Origin of the sequence: Streptomyces hyaluromycini (assembly GCF_002217755.1) — a bacterium.
Classification (GTDB): Bacteria; Actinomycetota; Actinomycetes; order Streptomycetales; family Streptomycetaceae; genus Streptomyces; species Streptomyces hyaluromycini.
In genome coordinates, this window is sequence record NZ_BCFL01000016.1 from 1552672 (window position 1) to 1569391 (window position 16720).

The 16720-nt window shown below is 72.5% G+C and carries 19 protein-coding genes; 10 read left to right on the forward strand and 9 right to left on the reverse strand.

Going from position 1 to position 16720, the window contains the following annotated elements; genetic code table 11:
- Nucleotides 1-39: 39 nt before the first annotated feature.
- Together SSP29_RS07260 and SSP29_RS07265 are read right to left on the reverse strand one after the other, a co-directional pair.
- Nucleotides 40-1689, reverse strand: a complete 1650-nt coding sequence (locus tag SSP29_RS07260; protein ID WP_089099587.1) for a serine/threonine-protein kinase — start codon at nt 1687-1689, stop codon at nt 40-42.
- 235 nt (nt 1690-1924) lie between these two features.
- On the reverse strand, nt 1925-2773 hold the full coding sequence (locus SSP29_RS07265) for a menaquinone biosynthetic enzyme MqnA/MqnD family protein (RefSeq protein ID WP_089099588.1): 849 nt from the start codon (nt 2771-2773) through the stop codon (nt 1925-1927).
- Nucleotides 2774-3098: 325 nt separating this feature from the next.
- On the opposite strand from SSP29_RS07265, the gene SSP29_RS07270 reads away from it, so the two are divergent.
- Nucleotides 3099-3302, forward strand: coding sequence for a cold-shock protein (locus tag SSP29_RS07270; protein WP_003992177.1), 204 nt, complete (start codon nt 3099-3101; stop codon nt 3300-3302).
- Nucleotides 3303-3396: 94 nt separating this feature from the next.
- Here the strand turns inward: SSP29_RS07270 and SSP29_RS07275 are convergent, their stop codons facing one another.
- Complete coding sequence (locus SSP29_RS07275) at nt 3397-3933, reverse strand: helix-turn-helix domain-containing protein (protein WP_368669235.1); 537 nt, start codon at nt 3931-3933, stop codon at nt 3397-3399.
- A 126-nt stretch (nt 3934-4059) separates the two neighbouring features.
- Between SSP29_RS07275 and SSP29_RS07280 the strand changes: the two genes are divergently transcribed.
- The 3 genes from SSP29_RS07280 to SSP29_RS07290 all read left to right on the forward strand — a co-directional run bounded on the left by SSP29_RS07280 (nt 4060) and on the right by SSP29_RS07290 (nt 5889).
- The gene (locus SSP29_RS07280) at nt 4060-4755 is read left to right on the forward strand and encodes an AzlC family ABC transporter permease (RefSeq protein WP_089099590.1); all 696 of its coding nucleotides are present in this window, start codon (nt 4060-4062) and stop codon (nt 4753-4755) included.
- Nucleotides 4752-5066, forward strand: coding sequence for an AzlD domain-containing protein (locus SSP29_RS07285; protein WP_089099591.1), 315 nt, complete (start codon nt 4752-4754; stop codon nt 5064-5066). The genes SSP29_RS07280 and SSP29_RS07285 overlap by 4 nt, the downstream gene beginning before the upstream one ends.
- 175 nt (nt 5067-5241) lie before the next feature.
- Entirely contained in the window at nt 5242-5889 is a 648-nt protein-coding gene (locus SSP29_RS07290) for a class I SAM-dependent methyltransferase (RefSeq protein WP_089099592.1), read from the forward strand.
- A gap of 6 nt (nt 5890-5895) precedes the next feature.
- On the opposite strand, the gene SSP29_RS07295 is transcribed toward SSP29_RS07290, so the two are convergent.
- Together SSP29_RS07295 and kstD are read right to left on the reverse strand one after the other, a co-directional pair.
- On the reverse strand, nt 5896-6087 hold the full coding sequence (locus SSP29_RS07295) for a hypothetical protein (RefSeq protein WP_089099593.1): 192 nt from the start codon (nt 6085-6087) through the stop codon (nt 5896-5898).
- Between the two features lie 27 nt (nt 6088-6114).
- The gene (kstD, locus tag SSP29_RS07300) at nt 6115-7875 is read right to left on the reverse strand and encodes a 3-oxosteroid 1-dehydrogenase (RefSeq protein ID WP_089099594.1); all 1761 of its coding nucleotides are present in this window, start codon (nt 7873-7875) and stop codon (nt 6115-6117) included.
- A gap of 175 nt (nt 7876-8050) precedes the next feature.
- Here kstD and SSP29_RS07305 point away from each other — a divergent pair, with 175 nt between their 5' ends.
- Both SSP29_RS07305 and SSP29_RS07310 read left to right on the forward strand, forming a co-directional pair.
- Entirely contained in the window at nt 8051-8668 is a 618-nt protein-coding gene (locus tag SSP29_RS07305) for a TetR/AcrR family transcriptional regulator (RefSeq protein WP_089099595.1), read from the forward strand.
- Nucleotides 8665-9351 carry a response regulator gene (locus SSP29_RS07310; protein ID WP_089099596.1) on the forward strand — a complete coding sequence of 229 codons (687 nt, stop codon included), beginning with the start codon at nt 8665-8667 and terminating at the stop codon, nt 9349-9351. The genes SSP29_RS07305 and SSP29_RS07310 overlap by 4 nt, the downstream gene beginning before the upstream one ends.
- On the opposite strand, the gene SSP29_RS07315 is transcribed toward SSP29_RS07310, so the two are convergent.
- Nucleotides 9332-10564, reverse strand: coding sequence for a sensor histidine kinase (locus tag SSP29_RS07315; protein WP_167449860.1), 1233 nt, complete (start codon nt 10562-10564; stop codon nt 9332-9334). The two genes, SSP29_RS07310 and SSP29_RS07315, sit on opposite strands and share 20 nt — an antisense overlap.
- Before the next feature lie 283 nt (nt 10565-10847).
- Between SSP29_RS07315 and SSP29_RS07320 the strand changes: the two genes are divergently transcribed.
- Both SSP29_RS07320 and SSP29_RS07325 read left to right on the forward strand, forming a co-directional pair.
- Nucleotides 10848-13043, forward strand: coding sequence for an MMPL family transporter (locus SSP29_RS07320; protein ID WP_089099598.1), 2196 nt, complete (start codon nt 10848-10850; stop codon nt 13041-13043).
- A 9-nt stretch (nt 13044-13052) separates the two neighbouring features.
- A complete protein-coding gene (locus SSP29_RS07325) occupies nt 13053-13367 on the forward strand; it encodes a PASTA domain-containing protein (RefSeq protein ID WP_089099599.1) in 315 nt (104 codons plus the stop codon).
- Here SSP29_RS07325 and SSP29_RS07330 read toward each other — a convergent pair.
- Together SSP29_RS07330 and SSP29_RS07335 are read right to left on the reverse strand one after the other, a co-directional pair.
- A complete protein-coding gene (locus tag SSP29_RS07330; protein ID WP_089099600.1) occupies nt 13333-13668 on the reverse strand; it encodes a DUF397 domain-containing protein in 336 nt (111 codons plus the stop codon). The genes SSP29_RS07325 and SSP29_RS07330 overlap by 35 nt on opposite strands.
- Complete coding sequence (locus tag SSP29_RS07335; RefSeq protein WP_089099601.1) at nt 13665-14531, reverse strand: helix-turn-helix domain-containing protein; 867 nt, start codon at nt 14529-14531, stop codon at nt 13665-13667. The genes SSP29_RS07330 and SSP29_RS07335 overlap by 4 nt, the downstream gene beginning before the upstream one ends.
- Before the next feature lie 132 nt (nt 14532-14663).
- On the opposite strand from SSP29_RS07335, the gene SSP29_RS07340 reads away from it, so the two are divergent.
- A complete protein-coding gene (locus SSP29_RS07340) occupies nt 14664-15080 on the forward strand; it encodes an ATP-binding protein (RefSeq protein ID WP_089099602.1) in 417 nt (138 codons plus the stop codon).
- Here the strand turns inward: SSP29_RS07340 and SSP29_RS07345 are convergent.
- Entirely contained in the window at nt 15077-15916 is an 840-nt protein-coding gene (locus SSP29_RS07345) for an SDR family oxidoreductase (protein WP_089099847.1), read from the reverse strand. The two genes, SSP29_RS07340 and SSP29_RS07345, sit on opposite strands and share 4 nt — an antisense overlap.
- A gap of 93 nt (nt 15917-16009) precedes the next feature.
- On the opposite strand from SSP29_RS07345, the gene SSP29_RS07350 reads away from it, so the two are divergent.
- Entirely contained in the window at nt 16010-16711 is a 702-nt protein-coding gene (locus SSP29_RS07350) for a TetR/AcrR family transcriptional regulator (protein WP_089099603.1), read from the forward strand.
- The last annotated feature ends 9 nt before the right edge of the window (nt 16712-16720 follow it).

The following is a 16720-nucleotide window of genomic DNA, read 5'->3' on the forward strand; positions in this document are numbered from 1 at the left end:
CCCTTGCAGAACGGCAAGGCCGGGGGATCCTCGGAACCCTCAGTCGCCCGCCTTCGACATCACCGCCACCGGATTCCCCTCCGCCGAGCTGTCCGACGTGTAGACCAGGTCGCCGTGGCTCGGGGTCAGGTAGACGGTGTTCGTGCCGGGGTCGCAGCCGTCGTGGTTGCCCTCGGCGCCCTCCGAGGAGGCGACGAGCCTGGTGGCCGTCACCGATCTCAGGGTCAGGATGTCCGTGCAGACCCCGCCCAGCTGGTCGGTCTGCCGCAGGCGGCCCAGCTCCTTGCCGACCGCAGCCTGTTCGACGGTGACCCGGAAGGTGCCGATGGGCAGGTTGCCGGACAGAGCGGTGGCCGAGCCCTGCCAGGTGCCGAGGTAGGCGGCCGGGATCGCCCCGCCGCCGGACGCGGACGGCGCGGACGCCGAGGGCGACTTGGCGGCGGCGCCCGCGTCACTGTCCGCCCCGCCGCCGTCGGTCCCGAGGAACGGCTTCACCAGGAACCCCACCCCGACGGTGACCACCGCCAGCGCCGCGGCCACCGCGAGCGCGACCGTGCAGCTCACCCGCCGCCCGCGCCCGTCCGCCCCCGGTACGGCGGTCGCGGCGACGCTCACGGACACCTTGCCGGGCTTCCCCGGCTTCCCGGGCGTCCCCTCCGGCGTGGGCACGACATCCCGCGGTTCCGGTACGACCGCGGGCGGCACCGTCGGCGGCGGCCCGAACTCCCCGGCCACGGAAGGGGTGCTGAACTCCACCGGCCCGGACGCCGGTACCGCGGCCGGCACGGCCTCCGCCGCCTCCAGGTTCAGCACCTCCACGGCGCTCCGGCTCACCCGCTCTACCAGCGCCCCCGGCAGCCACCCGCCCGCCACCAGCCGCGCGGCCCCCTCCGGGGCCAGCCGCCGCGCCACCTCCGCCGGGCCGGGCCGCCGCCCCGCCTCCTTCGCCAGGCACGCCTCGGCCACCTCCCGCAGCTCGCCGCTCAGCGCGCCGAGTTCGGGTTCCTCGTGGACGACCTTGTAGAGCAGGGCGGCCGAGGAGTCGCCCGGGAACGGCGGCGCCCCGTTCGCCGCGTAGGCCAGCACCGCGCCGAGGGAGAAGACGTCCGCGGCGCCCGTGGCGCCCTTGCCGAGGATCTGCTCCGGGGACATGTATCCGGGCGAGCCGATCGACACCCCCGACGACGTCAGTGACGCCGTGCCGTCCGTGGCGCGGGCGATGCCGAAGTCGATGAGCAGCGGGCCGTCCAGGGTCAGCAGCACGTTCGACGGCTTCACGTCCCGGTGCACCAGACCCAGTTCGTGCACCGCCGTCAGCGCCTCGGCCAGCCCGGCGCCGAGCGCCCGTACCGTGTGCGCGGGCAGCGGGCCGCCGTCGGTCACGGCGGCCGTCAGGGAGGGACCGGCCGCGTAGGCGGTGGCGACCCAGGGCACCGGCGCGTCCGGGTCGGCGTCCAGGACGGGGGCCGTCCAGGCACCGCCGACCCGCCGGGCGGCCGCCACCTCGCGGCGGAAGCGGGCGCGGAACTCCTCGTCCAGCGCGAGGTGCGGGTGCACGATCTTGACGGCGACGGAGCGGCCGCCGGCCGAACGGCCCAGATAGACGCGGCCCATGCCGCCGGAGCCGAGCCGGCCGAGCAGTCGGTACGGCCCGACAGCCGTGGGTTCGTCGCCCGCGAGCGGCTGCATGCGCCCTCACCCCCAGAGAGTTCGGCAGCAGCCTATTCGCTCCGCGAGTTGTGCGGTTCTCCTGCCGCGGGCCGGTGGGGGCCTCCGCGGGCCGGTGGGGGCTGGTCGCTCCCCCAAGTTCTCGGCTTCGCTCGAACCCGGGGGGACCCCCATCGCGGCGGTAGCCGCATAGCCGATACGGCCCCGCGCCCCTTTGGGGCGCCTCCCCTCACGGGGTGGCATTCGCCAGGTCGTGTCACGGCGCCAGCAGGTCGACCTTCACGTCCGCCGCGAACCCGGTCGTCGGGCCCACCCGGCGGGCGAACTCCGCCACCGCCGCCAGCTGTGCCGCGCCGAAGCTGAAGTCGAGGGTGGTGAAGTACTGGGCGAGGGTCGCCTCGTCGAAGGCCTCCCAGCGGGCGGCCTGTTCGGCGACCTTGGCGACCTCCTCCAGGGAGAGGTTGCGGGAGTCGAGGAAGGCGCCGTGCACCTCGCGGGTGATGTGCGGTTCGCGCTCCAGGTAGTCCCGGCGCGCCGCCCACACCGCGAAGACGAACGGCAGGCCCGTCCACTCCTTCCACAGCGTGCCGAGGTCGTGGACCTGGAGGCCGAAGCGCGGGCCGTCCAGCAGGTTGGCGCGCAGGGCCGCGTCGCCGATCAGCACCGCCGCGTCCGCCTCCTGCATCATCAGGCTGAGGTCGGGCGGGCAGGTGTAGTACTCGGGCTGGACGCCGTAGCGGTCGGCGAGCAACAGCTGGGCGAGGCGGACCGAGGTGCGCGAGGTGGAGCCGAGGGCGACCCGGCGGCCGTCCAGCTGGTCCAGCGGCACCTGCGAGACGATCACGCAGGACATCACCGGGCCGTCGCAGCCGACGGCGATGTCCGGGAAGGCGACCAGGTCGTCGGCGTTGCGCAGGAACTCGACGAGGGTGATGGGCCCGATGTCGAGGTCGCCGCGCACCAGCTGCTCGCTGAGCTTCTCAGGGGTGTCCTTGGTCAGCTCGAAGTCGAGGAGGGTGCCGGTTCTCGCGAGCCCCCAGTAGAGGGGCAGGCAGTTCAGGAACTGGATGTGGCCGACGCGCGGCCGGGTGCGAGAATTGTCCACATCGCGAGACTAGACCCCATGGGGTACCGTGCTGGGACCGCCCCCGCCCCCCGCCCTCGGTGCCTCGACCGTCCGTACGGTCAACCCGTCTTCGGGGTCATTCAAACGTCCGGGTGACGTGATCTTGGCCTCTGTTGCTTTCGGCTGCCCACATGCTAGGCTCGCCGCAAGTTGCAGTTTGGTTTCCCTTGCAGTACAGAGCCTGCGGAGCATGTAACCGCGGGCTCTCGTCGTTTTCAGACATATGCAGTTGTGCGGCACTTAGTTTGTTTTCACACTTGCAGGTTCTGGAGCAGGGCGACCCTTTTGAGCCCAAGGAGGGCTTATGGCTACCGGAACCGTGAAGTGGTTCAACGCCGAAAAGGGCTTTGGCTTCATCGCCCAGGAAGGCGGCGGCCCCGACGTCTTCGTCCACTACTCCGCGATCAACGCCAGCGGGTTCCGCTCCCTCGAGGAGAACCAGCAGGTGAGCTTCGACGTCACGCAGGGCCCGAAGGGTCCGCAGGCGGAGAACGTCACCCCCGTCTGATCCCAGACAAACCAAGTCTGATCGCAGACTGAGTGCAGTACCCAAGGAGCCCCGCGCCGTCAGGCGACGGGGCTCCTGCCTTTTCACCGCCGCCTCAAATGTGCTGCATGACCAGCACGAACGTGGTGCCCGGAAGCAGCGCCTCGTAGGAGTGCGGCACGTCCCCGCGATACGTCAGGTAATCCCCGGGGTTCAATTCGACGGTTTCTCCGCGTGGCCCCGCCTTCACCTGCCCGCTGCATACGACGAGATGCTCGACCGTTCCCGGAATGTGCGGCTCGGACTCCCGCGGCGCGCCCGGCTCCATCCGCAGGTGGTAGATGTCCCGGCGGGCGCCGGGCGGGCAGGACGACAGCAGGGTGGCGGCGAAGTCGGCCCGCTCCGACGCGACCGTGGGCCCCTCCCCCGCCCGGATCACCTGGACGCCGGACACCGGCGGCTCCACCAGCGCGCTGAACGGCACGCCCAGCGCCACGCCCAGCGCCCACAGCGTCTCCACGCTGGGGTTCCCGCCGCCGGCCTCCAGCTGGGACAGTGTGGACTTCGCGATCCCGGCCCGCTTGGCCAGCTCGGACAGCGAGAGCCCGACCCGGGCCCGCTCCCGCTTCAGCGAACCTGCGATCCACTCCATCGGAAGCCGGTCCGGCCGGTCTGACCGGTCCGACCGGTCGGGTGCCTCGGACATCTGATTCGTTCGCTCCATCGGTACGACCGTTCGCCTTGACGAACACCACTGTGTGTGTTCATTGTAGAGAACATGCGTTCGTCACACCGAACCACTCGTCCGCCGGGCGCCCGAACGGGTACCTCGCTCGTCCGGGACAGTTCACTCGTCTGGCTGGCCGGCGGGATCGTCGGCGTCTCCTTCGGCGCGGTCAGCGTGGCCGGTGGCCTGCCCGTCTGGGTCCCGGTCGTGATGTCCCTCGTCGTCTACGCGGGCTCCGCCCAGTTCAGCGCGGTCGGCGTGCTGCTCGCCGGCGGCGGCCCGCTGGCGGCGGCGGCCACCGGCCTGCTCCTCAACACCCGTACGGCGGCGTTCGGCCTCGCCGTCGCCGACCTCCTCGGCCCCGGCCGCGCCACCCGCCTGCTCGGCGCCCACCTGGTCACCGACGAGACGGTCGCCTTCGCCCTGGCCCAGCCGGACCCGGCGCGCCGCCGCACCGCGTTCTGGATCTCGGGCCTCGGCCTGTTCGCCGCGTGGAACACGGGGGTGCTGATCGGCGCCCTCGCCGGCACGGCCCTCGGCGACCCGGCCCGCTACGGCCTGGACGCGGCGTTCCCGGCGGTCCTGGCGGCCCTGGTCCTGCCCGCGCTGCGGGCGGACGCGGGGGTACGCCGGGCGGCGCTGCCCGGCGCGGCGGTCGCCCTCGCGGTGACCCCGGCCGTCCCGGCCGGAGTCCCGGTCCTGCTCGCCCTTCTGGGCCTGTTCGCGTTTCCGGGGGTACGGCGATGAACGCGACGGTGGTCATGATCCTGGCGCTCTGCCTCGGCACGTACGCCTTCCGCCTGGTGGGCCCGGCGCTGCACGGCCGGGTGGAGGTCCCGGCGCGGGTCCAGGAGCTGGCGTCGGCGGGGGCGGTGGTCCTCCTCGTGGCCCTGCTGGCCACCGGCGCGCTGACCGAGGACGGCGGTTTCGCGGGCTGGGCCCGCCCGGCCGGGGTGCTGGTGGCGGGCGTACTGGCCTGGCGGCGGGCCCCGTTCGCGGTCGTGGTCCTGGCGGCCGTGGCGGTGACGGCACTGCTGCGGGCGGCCGGGGCCGGCTGAGCGCTCCGCCGGAAGGGCCGCGATGCGTCGTCGTTCGACCGCGGCACCGTCGTGGCTGGTCGCGCAGTTCCTCCCCCAGCCTTCGGCCGGGGGTACCCCCAGCGCCCCTTCGGGGCGCTGCCGAACCGCAGCGGACTGCGGCCGTTGTCAGTGCCGCCCGTTAGGGTCCGCGGGCATGACCGCCGACTTCATCACCGCCACCCGTACCTTCTACGACGCGATCGCCGACGACTACGCCGACCACTTCCGCGCGGAACTCGTCAACAGGCCCCTGGAGAGGGCTCTGTTGGCCACCTACGCCGAACTGGTCGGCGCCGGCGCCGAGGTGGCCGACCTGGGCTGCGGCCCCGGCCGGACCACCGCCCGCCTCGCCGCCCTGGGCCTGTCCGTGTTCGGTCTGGACCTGTCGGAGTCGATGCTCGCCGTCGCCCGCCGCGAGAATCCCGACCTGCGCTTCGTACCGGGCTCGATGCTGGAACTGGACCTGCCGGACGGGGCGTTGGACGGGGTGGTCTGCTGGTACTCGTCCATCCACACGCCTGTGGATCGACTGCCGGGGTTGTTCGCGGAGTTCCACAGGGTGCTCGCGCCCGGTGGTCATCTCCTCCTCGCCTTCCAGGTGGGGGATGTGGCGCGCCGGCTGGAGAACCCATGGGGACACCGGGTGACGCTCGACTTCGAGCGGCGTCGACCGGAGTTCATGGCGGAACTCCTGTCCGACGCCGGTTTCGAACTCCGGTCCCGTACCGTGCGCGAAGCCGAGGCGGAGCTCGGGGAGAGGGTTCCCCAAGCCTTTCTGATCGCCAGGACCTCCGCTTCCTGAGCGGGATCAGATACGGGCGAGGATGAGGGTCTCGGTGGGGGTGATGTTGCCCCGGGCGCGCCGGCAGAGGACCGAGACACCTGCGGCGACGGCGCGGTACGAGTCGGCCCGGCCAGGAGTGTCCAGATGCTCGGCAGTGGGCGTACGCGGGCCGGCGGGGCCGGCCACGCCCGCGCTGCGGAACCGCGTATCGGACACGGCCGGCCCACCCCCCTTTCGGTACGTCTAGAGCGCCCCGGCCAGGTCCAGGGCCGCGATGTACCCGAACGTCATGGCGGGGCCGATGGTCGATCCGGCGCCCGCATAGCTGTGCCCCATCACCGCGGCACTGGCGTTCCCGGCCGCGTAGAGCCCGTTGATCACGGACCCGTCGCCGCGCAGCACCCGCGCCCGTTCGTCGGTCACCAGTCCGCCCTTCGTCCCCAGGTCGCCCGGCACGATCCGGAAGGCGTAGTACGGCGGCAGCCACAGGGGGGCCAGGCAGGAGTTGGGCAGCACGGACGGGTCCGTGTAGTAGTGGTCGTAGGCGCTGTCGCCGCGCTTGAAGTCGGTGTCCTTGCCGCTCACCGCCAGGGAGTTGAAGCGGTCGACGGTGGTGCGCAGGGCGGCGGCCGGGACGCCGACGGCGGCGGCGAGGGCGTCCCAGGTCCAGGCCTTGAACGCGGCGCCGGAGGTGTACCAGGCGTCGGGGAGCACGAAGGTCGGGGCCACGTCCCGGAACAGGTACCGGTTGCGGTAGTTCTGGTCGACGATCAGCCACGCCGGGATGTCGGGGTCGGTCGGGTTGCGGTCGTACATGACGTGGACGACGTCGCTGTAGGGAGCGGCCTCGTTGACGAACCGGCGGCCCGCCGCGTTGATCATCAGGCCGCCGGGGAGGGTGCGTTCGGCGAGGCAGAAGTACGGGTCGCCGGGGAGCGGGACGGCCGGCCCCCACCAGGCGTCGTCCATCAGCGCGAGCGCGCCGCCGGCCGCCGCCCCCGCCCGGATCCCGTCCCCGGTGTTCTCCTTCGCGCCGACGGTCCAGTCGGTGCCGATCGGCTGCCGCTGGTACTGCGCCCGCATGGCCGCGTTGTGCTCGAAGCCGCCGGACCCGACGACCACCCCGCGCCGGGCCCGCACCAGCCCGGCGGCGCCGCCCTGGGTCACCACCGCCCCGGTGACCGCCCCGCTCTCCTGGTAGAGGCCGGTCAGCGGGGTGTTCAGCCACACCGGTACCCCCGCGTCCAGCAGCCCCTTGCGCAACCCGGCCGCCAGCGACTGCCCCATGGTGAGCGGGGTCTGCCCGAGCAGCGCGGCCTGGGTCCCGCGGGCCAGGCACTCGGTGGCGACGGCGGCGCCCTTGGCGCTGACGGCCGCCAGCGCCAGCCACTTGTAGTCGGCGCTGAACACCACCATCCCGGACGGGACCTGGAGGTACGGCGGGTTCAGGTGGGCCAGTTCGGTGCCGAGCAGGTTGCCGTCGAGCTGGTCGGGTTCGATGGAGCGGCCGTTCGGCAGGCCGCCGGGCAGTTCGGGGTAGTAGTCGCTGTACCCCTCCATCCAGCGGAAGCGCAGCGGGCTGGCCGCCATGACCTGCGTCAGCATGGCCGGGCCGTGGGCGAGGAAGGCCTGTTGCCGGGCGGCGGGGACGTCGGAGCCGACCACCGCCGCCAGGTAGGCGGCCGCCTTGGCCGGGGTGTCGGGCACCCCGGCGGCCAGGATGACGGAGTTGTCGGGGATCCAGATCCCGGCGCCGGAACGGGCCGCCGAGCCGCCGAAGGTCGCCGCCTTCTCCACCACCACGCAGCTGAGCCCCTGCGCGGCGGCGGTGAGCGCGGCGGTCATTCCGGCGGCCCCCGCACCGACGACCACGACGTCGTACGTGCCGAGCACCGGCAGCCCGGCACCGGACGCGACGCCGCGCGCCCCGGCGGCGAGGGCCAGCCCCGTCGCCGCCGTGGTGCCCAGCACCTGTCTCCGGGTGGGTTTCGCACGCTCCGACATGACCGATCCCTCCAGACCTGACGGGAACATGAGGATCGGGGAGGGAAGGTCCCGCGGGGGTCTTGTGAAGTCAAGGGCCGCGCGTCGAACGACGGGGCGCCCGTATATCCGTAACCCTTGCCCAATGAGAAGACATCTCGTATGAGAAGTCTTCTCATTCTGTTACGGTTGCCGTGTGGGGCTGCGGGAGAAGAAGGCGCGGAAAGTACGCGAGGCGATCTACGACGCCATGCTCGCGCTCGCCGAGCGGGACGGCTACGAGGCGGCCACGCTGGAGCAGGTGGCGGACCGGGCCGAGGTCGCGGTCTCCACGGTCTACCGGTACTTCGCGAACAAGGACGCGATCCTGCTCGACCCGGTCGAGAGCGATGTCGGTGCGCTCGCCGGCCTGTTCCGGGCCCGGCCCGAGGACGAGGACGTCACCGTCTCGCTCCGCTGGACCGTGCACGACGCCCTGGACCGCACCCCCGAGCAGCTGGACCGGATCCGCAGGCTGCGCGCGCAGCTGGACCGCGCGCCGGGACCGCGGGCGCGGTTGTGGGATCTCATGCACCGGGAGCGGCTGCTGCTGGAGGACGCGATCGCGGAGCGCAGCGGCCGGGACCAGCTGTGGAACGCGGCGGCCGCGCACCTCGCGTTGGTGATCGTCGGGATGGCGTACGACCACGAACGCGACAGCTTCGACACGACGCGGCCGGCCGACCACGCGGACCGGATCATCGCGATGCTGCACGCCGGCGCCGGGGCCCCGCTGCCGGCGCCGGCAGGGCGAGCGGACCAGGACCGCCCGTGACCGGCGAACCGATCGACGTGGTGATCGCCGACGACCAGGAACTGGTGCGGGCCGGCTTCGAGATGATCCTCGACGCCCAGCCGGGCATCCGGGTCGTGGGCGTGGCCGGCGACGGCGTGGAGTGTGTCGAGCTGGTCCGCCGGCTGCGGCCCGACGTCGTGCTGGTCGACATCCGGATGCCGCGGCTGGACGGGCTGGAGGTCACCCGGACACTGACGGGCGAGCGAGGCGGCGGGCACGGTGCCGGTGACGGGCCGAACGTCGTCGTGATCACCACCTTCGACCAGGACGACTACGTACGGGACGCGCTGCGGTACGGCGCCTGCGGGTTCCTGCTGAAGGACGCGTCTCCGGAGCTGCTGGTGGAGGCGGTCCGGGCGGCCGCCCGCGGGGACGCCCTGGTCTCGCCCGCGGTCACCGTCCGCCTGCTGGGCGAGCTGCAGCACGGCCCGCGCAGCGGGCGGGACGCGGAGGCGGCCGGGCTGAGCGTCCGGGAGACGGAGATCGTGCGGCTGGTGGCCGTGGGCCGCACCAATCAGGAGATCGGCGAGGAGCTGTTCCTGTCGCTGTCGTCGGTGAAGACGTATCTGGCCCGGATCCAGGCCAAGACCGAGGCCCGCAACCGGGTGGAGATCGCGGCCTGGGCGTGGGAGCACGGCGTGGTCACTTCGCGGTCCTGGTAGCACCGCGCACCGATCGCGGCGGGTGCGGTGGCGAGTCCGGGGACCGGGGCACGCTGGCCCGGACCTCCCACTGGGCGGGGTCGACGGCACCCGCCCAGAACTCGCCGTCGAGCGCCTCGACGCGCTCCCGCAGCCCGATCAGGCCGAGCCCGCTCTGTCCGCCGGCGGGACTGCCGATGCGGCGGTGCGGCAGGCTGTTGGCCACCGTCACGTGCAGCCAGTCCGGGTCGGCGTCCAGCCGTACGACCACCCGCTCGCCCGGCGCGTGGCGGTGCACGTTGGTGAGGGCCTCCTGGACCACCCGGTACACGGATGTCTCCACCTCCGGGCTGAACCTGCTGGTCCGGGCCGCCGCGCCGGCCTCCAGGCGGGCGGCGGGGGCCTCGGGCCGGCCCCGGGAGAAGCCGGCGACGAGGTCGCCGAGCCCGGAGAGCAGGTCGGCGGGGCGCAGCGCCTGGTGGTCGTCCTCGCGCAGCACGCGGACCAGGCGCCGCATCGACTCCAGGGTCTCCGTCCCGGACCGGGAGATCGCCTCCAGGGCCGGGTCGACCTTCTCGGGCGCGATCGCGTGCACGGTCCGGGCCGCGTTGGCCTGCACGATGATCCCCGTCATGTGGTGGGCGATGAGGTCGTGCAGGTCACGGGCGAGGGCGAGCCGCTCGGCGTAGCGCACCTCCTGGACGGCGCGCCGGCGGCGGGCCTCCAGGGCGCGCAGGGAACAGCCGATGAGGACCGCCAGCGCGAGGGCGACCGTCAGCACGTACTGCCCGGCCACGAAGCTGAACACGGTACGGCCGCGCAGCGGCATCATCAGCACGGCGGCGACCAGGGCGGCGGCGGTCCATGCCGTGGTGCGGTCGGACGCCGTCTCGGCGAGCACCCGGACGATCAGGAAGAGCAGGGCGAGGAGCTCCAGGAGGCCCCAGTCGCCCACCGGCCGCGGGTCCACCAAACATACGCAGGTCAGCGCGGCGGACATGGCGGCGATGCCCAGCGACCTGGCTGTGAGCGAGGGCGACCAGCGGGTGTCGGGCAGCGCCAGCACGGCCAGCGGACCGGTGACGAACACCGGCAGCCAGCGGATGGGTGAGCTCGCCTCCCCCGGGTTGTACACCGCGAGGATGTCGACCACCCAGGTGAGGGCCAGGGCCAGCAGTGCGGCGGCGGTGATGAGTCGCCGTACTCCGGGCGAAAACGGAAGTTTCCAGTCCACGCCTACCAGAGTAGAAAACCGACCCGCTCCCGTGGTGTCGGCCGGATGACCGACACGGTCCGGCGACGCCCGTACCAGAGGCTGACGCGGCCGGGGTGCGGCCCGGCGCAGCATGGTTTGCGGGGCACGGGCGTCTCCCCGGCGCCGGTGCCCCGCCACCGCGCCCGTCGACGACGACAGGCCGCGCATGCCTGGAGCACCGCCCCGTGCGCACGGTCCTCGACCCCAGCCGCATGTGTCTCCGCCCCCACCCTCGTTCCGACGTACGGAGTCTCTTTTCGTCATGGCTACTTTCCTGCACCGGATCGGTCGCCGCGCCTTCGAGCGCCGCTGGCTGGTTCTGCTGCTCTGGGCGGTCGTACTGGGTGTCGCGGGCGCCGCGGCGGCCGGCAGCAGCGGAGGCGGCAGTTCCAGCGTCACGCTGCCCGGCATCGAGGCACAGAAGGCGTACGACCTGCTCGGCAAGAAGTTCCCGGCCGCCAACGCCGAGGGGGCGAGCGCCCGGGTCGTCGTACGGGCGCCCGCCGGGCAGAAGCTCACCGGCCGCGAGCCGAAGGCCGAGGTGAAGGCACTGCTGAAGGACCTGGAGCAGTCCTCGCCGCGGGTCGCCTCGGTCACCGACCCCTTCACCGCCAAGACCGTCAGCGCCGACCGCACCACCGGCTATCTCCAGGTCACCTACTCCGCCAAGGCGGCCGACCTGACCGACACGGACCACAAGCACCTCGACAAGGTGCTCGAAGAGGCCCGCGACAAGGGCCTGACCGTCGAGGCGTCCGGCACCGCGCTGACGGCGGCCGAGGCGGGCGGCTCCTCGGAGGCGATCGGGTTCGCGCTCGCCGCGCTCATCCTGGTCGTCACGTTCGGCTCGTTCGCCGCGGCCGGCATGCCGCTGGCGACCGCCGTGGTCGGCGTCGGGATCACCATCTCCTCGGTGACCGCGCTGACCGCGGCCCTGAACCTCAACAGCAGCACGTCGGCGCTGGCCACCATGCTCGGCATCGCGGTGGGCATCGACTACGCCCTGTTCATCGTGTCCCGCTACCGCTCCGAACGGGCGGCCGGTCACGACCCCGGGGAAGCCGCCGCGCGCGCCAACGGCACCGCGGGCTCCGCCGTGGTCTTCGCCGGACTGACCGTCGTCATCGCCCTGGTCGGCCTGGCCGTGGTCAACCTGCCGATCCTCACCGCCATGGGCATGGCCGCCGCCGGCGCCGTGGTCGTCGCGGTCCTGGTCGCCGTCACCCTGGTCCCGGCCCTGCTCTCGCTCGCCCCCGAACGCGTCCTGGGCCGCGCGCGCCGCAGGCCGAAGGCCCCCTCGAAGACGCCGCTGGGAGAGCGCTGGGCGGCCTTCGTCCTGCGCCGCCCGTGGAAGGTGCTGCTGGTCGCCGTCGCCGGCCTGGTCCTGGTGGCGCTGCCCACCACCAAGCTCGAACTGGGCCTGCCCGACGACGGATCGAAGCCGCCCGCCACCACCGAGCGCAAGGCCTACGACATGCTCGCCGAGTCCTTCGGGCCCGGCTTCAACGGCCCGCTCACCGTCGTCGTCAACGACACCGACCCGGCGGCGACGAAGAAGGCCGTCGGCGAACTCACGAACGGCATCACCGGCATGAAGGACGTGGCCGCCGTCAGCCCGGCCGTCTACAACCCGGCCGGCGACACCGCGATCGTCACCGTGGTCCCCAGGAGCGCGCCCACCAGCGAGAAGACCAAGAACCTCGTCCACGACATCCGCGACCGGGCCGCGGACACCCGCGCCGCCACCGGCGCCGAGGGCCTGGTGTCCGGCACCACCGCCCTGAACCTCGACGTCGCCGCCAAGTTCGCGAGCGCGATCGTCCCCTACCTGCTGCTCGTCGTCGGCCTCGCCTTCCTCGTCCTGATCCTCGTCTTCCGGTCCCTCCTGGTACCGCTCAAGGCGGCGCTCGGCTTCCTGCTGTCCGTCCTGGCCGCCTTCGGCGCCATGGTGGCGGTCTTCCAGTGGGGCTGGTTCAAGGACCTGTTCGGCCTCCAGACCACCGGCCCGATCATGAGCCTGGTACCGATCCTCACGGTCGGCATCGTCTTCGGCCTCGCCATGGACTACCAGGTCTTCCTCGTCACCCGCATCCGCGAGTCCTACGTCCACGGCGCCGGCGCCCGCGAAGCGATCACCGACGGCTTCCGGCACAGCGGCAAGGTCGTCACGGCCGCCGCGCTCATCATGACGGGCGTCTTCGGCGGCTTCATCGGCGGCGACGACGCCATGATCAAGTCGCTCGGCTTCGGCCTCGCCGCGGCCGTGCTCTTCGACGCGTTCGTGGTCCGCATGACCATCGTCCCGGCCGTCCTGGCGCTGCTCGGAGACCGCGCGTGGGCACTCCCCGGGTGGATCGACCGTCGACTCCCCCACGTCGACATCGAGGGCGAGAAGCTGGCGGTGGCGGCCGAACCGGCCCCAGCCGACGCCGAGGCCGGTTTCACCCACGTCGGCTGAGGACCGACCGTGCGCAGAGGTCCCGCCCTCCTCACCCTCGCGGTCGTCGTCGCGCTGCTGGCCCTGTCCCAGCACGCCCGACAGCAGACCGCCGAGCTGCCGGACCTGCGCGGGACGACCCTGCGCACGGCCCAACTCACCGCCCGGGACGCGGGATTCCGCCAACTCGCCGCCGAGGACGCGCTCGACCGGCACCGGATCCCCGTCCTGGGCGGCAACTGGAGAGTCTGCTCCCAGCAGCCGCCACCGGCGCGCTACGCCCTCACCACGCCGGTCACGCTACGCGTGGTCAAGACGAGCGAGGCGTGCCCGGACGACCGGTGACGCCCGTGAGAAACGCCGTCCAGGAGGAGGGCGAGAGGGCGAGGTGGGGGGCGGCGGGGCCGGCGGTCCGCTTGGAGTCACGGATGTGGATGACGGAGGGGGCGGTGCGGACTTCGAGGCAATCGCCGCCCTCGCCGCCGCTGTGGGTGGACTTGCGCCAGGGGTAGGCGACTTCGAGGCATTCGCCGCCCTCGCCGCTGCTGTACGACGACTTGCGCCAGGTGTAGGCGGCTTCCAGGCATTCGCCGCCCTCGCCGTCGCTGTAGCTGGATTTGAACCAAGCGAGTTGCTGGGTGTTCACAGCTCCTCCAGCTTCTTCTCGACCAACGCCCGGGATTCCGCGGGCGGGAGAGCCATCGCCCGCATGATCCCATAGCGATCTGCGATCGTCCGGACCTCCTCGGGGTCGGTGATCAGCCGAGGAAACCCCTGCACTTCTGTGTACCCCACCTGCGGGTGCTTCTGCGGAGTCAGCAGGTTGAAGGCTCCGCCCATGTTTGGATGGTCCTCGATACCGGTGGGCATCACCTGGATCTCAACGTTTCGCAGCCCGCCGATGCGCAGCAACTGCTCCAACTGTCCTCGGTGGACCGCGCGGCCCCCGATCGGCCGATCCAGCAACACCTCTTCAAGCACATAACTGCACATCGGCGCAGGCCACTTGTCGAAGATCTGCTGCCGCGCGAGCCGGTCGGCGACACGCTTCTCGATCGTCTCCTCGTCGAGAAGCGGGCGCCTGCGGGAGAACACCGCCCGCGCGTAGTCCTCGGTCTGCAACAACCCGGGGACGCCTTGATTGGCGTAGAAGTGAAGCTCAACCGCCTCCGCCTCCAGCCCCGCATAACTCCGATACCACTCGGGATGCCGCGTCCGCGCCCTCCTCATCGCCTCCTTCAGCTCCGGCACCGCCGCCCCCAGCAACCCCCCGCCCTCCAACAACTCGTCCGCCTTCACCAGCATGTCCGGCTGCGGCACCCGCACCCCCCTCTCCATCGCCGAGATCGCGTCCGGCCCGTACCCCACCAGCGCCCCGAACTCCTTCTGCGTGAGCCCCTTCCGCTCCCGCAGCAGCTTCAGCTGCTTGCCCAGTGCGCTGAACAGCCCCGTCGTGCCCTCGGCCTCCGCCGGTGTCTCCGGCCGCCGCTCCTGCTGTACGTCCGTCACGTACGCCTCCGCCTCACGTCGTCGTGGTCACGGCCGACGACCCGTACTCCTCACCCGACACACCCGTACGGCTACCGTGAGTCGCGCGATCGCCCCTGGCCAGGGTACGGAGAACCGGCCACGCTCTGTCACGTGAACGCCGAAATCTCCACCCCCACCGCCGAACTGACGCAGCGTCTGAGCGCCACCCCGCGGGGCGCCCGGCTGGCCCGGCGGCTCGTCGCCCACCAGCTGGCCACCTGGGGATACCCCCACGACAGCGACCTGAACTACACGGCCCAGCAGCTCACCGCGGAACTCGCCGCGAACGCGGTCACCCACGGTCGCGTCCCCGGCCGGGACTTCGAGGTACGGCTGCTCCTGCTCACCCCTGACAACACCCTCCGTATCGAGGTGAGCGACGCGCGGGACGACCGGCAGTTGCGGTTCGCGCGGGAGGCGGAGGCGGAGGGCGGACGCGGTCTGGTGGTGGTGTCGCTGCTGGCGCGGACGTGGGGGGTCGCGGAGCGGGACGTCGGCAAGACGGTCTGGGCGGAGCTGCCTCTCTAGGCGGGCCGCTCGCTCAACAGCTCCCGCATGCCGATCGGTTCGCGGCCGATCAGGTCCGCCAGGGTCGGGTCCACGGTCGCGAACTCGCCCTCACGAGCGGCCAGGAAGACGCCCAGGAGGTGGTCGGCCGTGTCCTCGGGGACGCCGTTGGCCGCGAGTTGCCCGCGGAACGTGTCGTCGGGGGCTATGGTCCTGGTCGCGCCGGCCAGGTCGGCGATGTCGGCGAAGGTCAGTGCCTGCGCCCCCGTCAGCGGGGGCGTCGGCCCCTCGAAGCGGCCCTCGTCCGCCAGGATCACGGCTGCCGCCTCCGCCAGGTCGTCGTGGGCCGTCCAGCAGACCGGGCCGTCGGCCGGGAGGGCCAGTTCGCCGGTCGCCAGGCCGTGGCCGGCGAACTGCAGCGCGCTCGCCGCGTGGAAGCCGTTGCGGAGGGAGGTCCAGGGGACGCCCGAGGCACGCAGGGCCTCCTCGGTGGCCGCGTGGTCGCGGCAGGCCTGGAAGCGGGAGGTGGGGCTGGTGCCCATGTGGGCGGTGTAGAGGATGCGGCGGACGCCGGCCGCGACGGCCGCGTCGATCGCGGTGCGGTGCTGTCGTACGCCCTCCTCGCCCAGCCGGTCGACGGAGACGATCAGGATCTGGGTGGCGCCCTCGAAGGCGTGTGCCAGGCCGCACGGGTCGGTGAAGCCGCCCTGCCGCACCCGCACGCCCCGGTCCGCCAGGGCCTGGGCCTTCTTCGGGTCGCGGACGCTGACGCCGACCCGCTCGGCCGGTACGCGGGTCAGCAGTCGCTCCACGATGCGGCTGCCTAGTTGTCCGGTGGCTCCGGTCACGACGATCACGATGTCCTCCAGCACGATGGCGATATCGATGGAAACAGATTCAGCGTAACACCGATATTATCGATGGAAGCACATGAGCGATATCATTGATACATGGGCTCGGAATCACGTGACACGGACACCCGGCAGCGCGTCGTCGACGCCGCCTTGGGACTACTGGAACGGGAGGGGCGGGACGCCGTCACCACCCGGGCGGTCGCGGTCGCCGCGGGGCTGCAACCCCCGGCCATCTACCGGTTGTTCGGCGACAAGGACGGGCTGCTGGAGGCCGTTGCGGAGCACGGCTTCGCCACGTTCCTGGCCGGCAAGCGGGTCGATCCGGACCCCGAGGATCTGATCGAGGACCTGCGTGGCAGCTGGGACCTGGCGGTCGGGTTCGGGCTGGAGAACCCCGCGCTGTACATGCTGATGTACGGCGGCACCTCGCACAGCGGGTCGGCCGCCTTCCGGGCCGGGCTGGAGATCCTGCGGGGGCGGGTGCGGCGGCTCGCCGCCGGCGGGTGGCTGCGGGTCGGCGAGGATCTCGCGGTCGATGTCATCCACGCCACCGCGCGCGGCGCCGTGCTCACCTGGCTGTCCGCGCCCGCGGCCAACCGCGACCCGGCCCTGCTGGCCACCCTCCGGGAGGCCATGGTCGGCGCGGTCACGCATGAGAGACCGGCCGTCCGGACCGGTGGCGGGCCGGCGGCCGCGGCCCGCGCCCTGCGCGCGGGCCTCCCCGGCCAGACGATCCTCAGCAGCGCGGAACAGCACCTGCTGGGGGAGTGGCTGGACCGCCTGGCCGACGAGGAGTGAGGCCCGGGC

Bases quoted from the DNA above. Each gene is read 5' to 3' on its own strand.
- SSP29_RS07270 (WP_003992177.1), top strand. From the start codon at position 3,099: ATGGCTACCGGAACCGTGAAGTGGTTCAACGCCGAAAAGGGCTTTGGC.
- SSP29_RS07290 (WP_089099592.1), top strand. From the start codon at position 5,242: ATGACCGCCGACTTCATCACCGCCACCCGTACCTTCTACGACGCGATC.
- SSP29_RS07320 (WP_089099598.1), top strand. From the start codon at position 10,848: ATGGCTACTTTCCTGCACCGGATCGGTCGCCGCGCCTTCGAGCGCCGC.
- SSP29_RS07350 (WP_089099603.1), top strand. From the start codon at position 16,010: ATGGGCTCGGAATCACGTGACACGGACACCCGGCAGCGCGTCGTCGAC.
- SSP29_RS07280 (WP_089099590.1), top strand. From the start codon at position 4,060: ATGCGTTCGTCACACCGAACCACTCGTCCGCCGGGCGCCCGAACGGGT.
- SSP29_RS07285 (WP_089099591.1), top strand. From the start codon at position 4,752: ATGAACGCGACGGTGGTCATGATCCTGGCGCTCTGCCTCGGCACGTAC.
- SSP29_RS07260 (WP_089099587.1), bottom strand. From the start codon at position 1,689: ATGCAGCCGCTCGCGGGCGACGAACCCACGGCTGTCGGGCCGTACCGA.
- SSP29_RS07275 (WP_368669235.1), bottom strand. From the start codon at position 3,933: ATGGAGTGGATCGCAGGTTCGCTGAAGCGGGAGCGGGCCCGGGTCGGG.
- kstD (WP_089099594.1), bottom strand. From the start codon at position 7,875: ATGTCGGAGCGTGCGAAACCCACCCGGAGACAGGTGCTGGGCACCACG.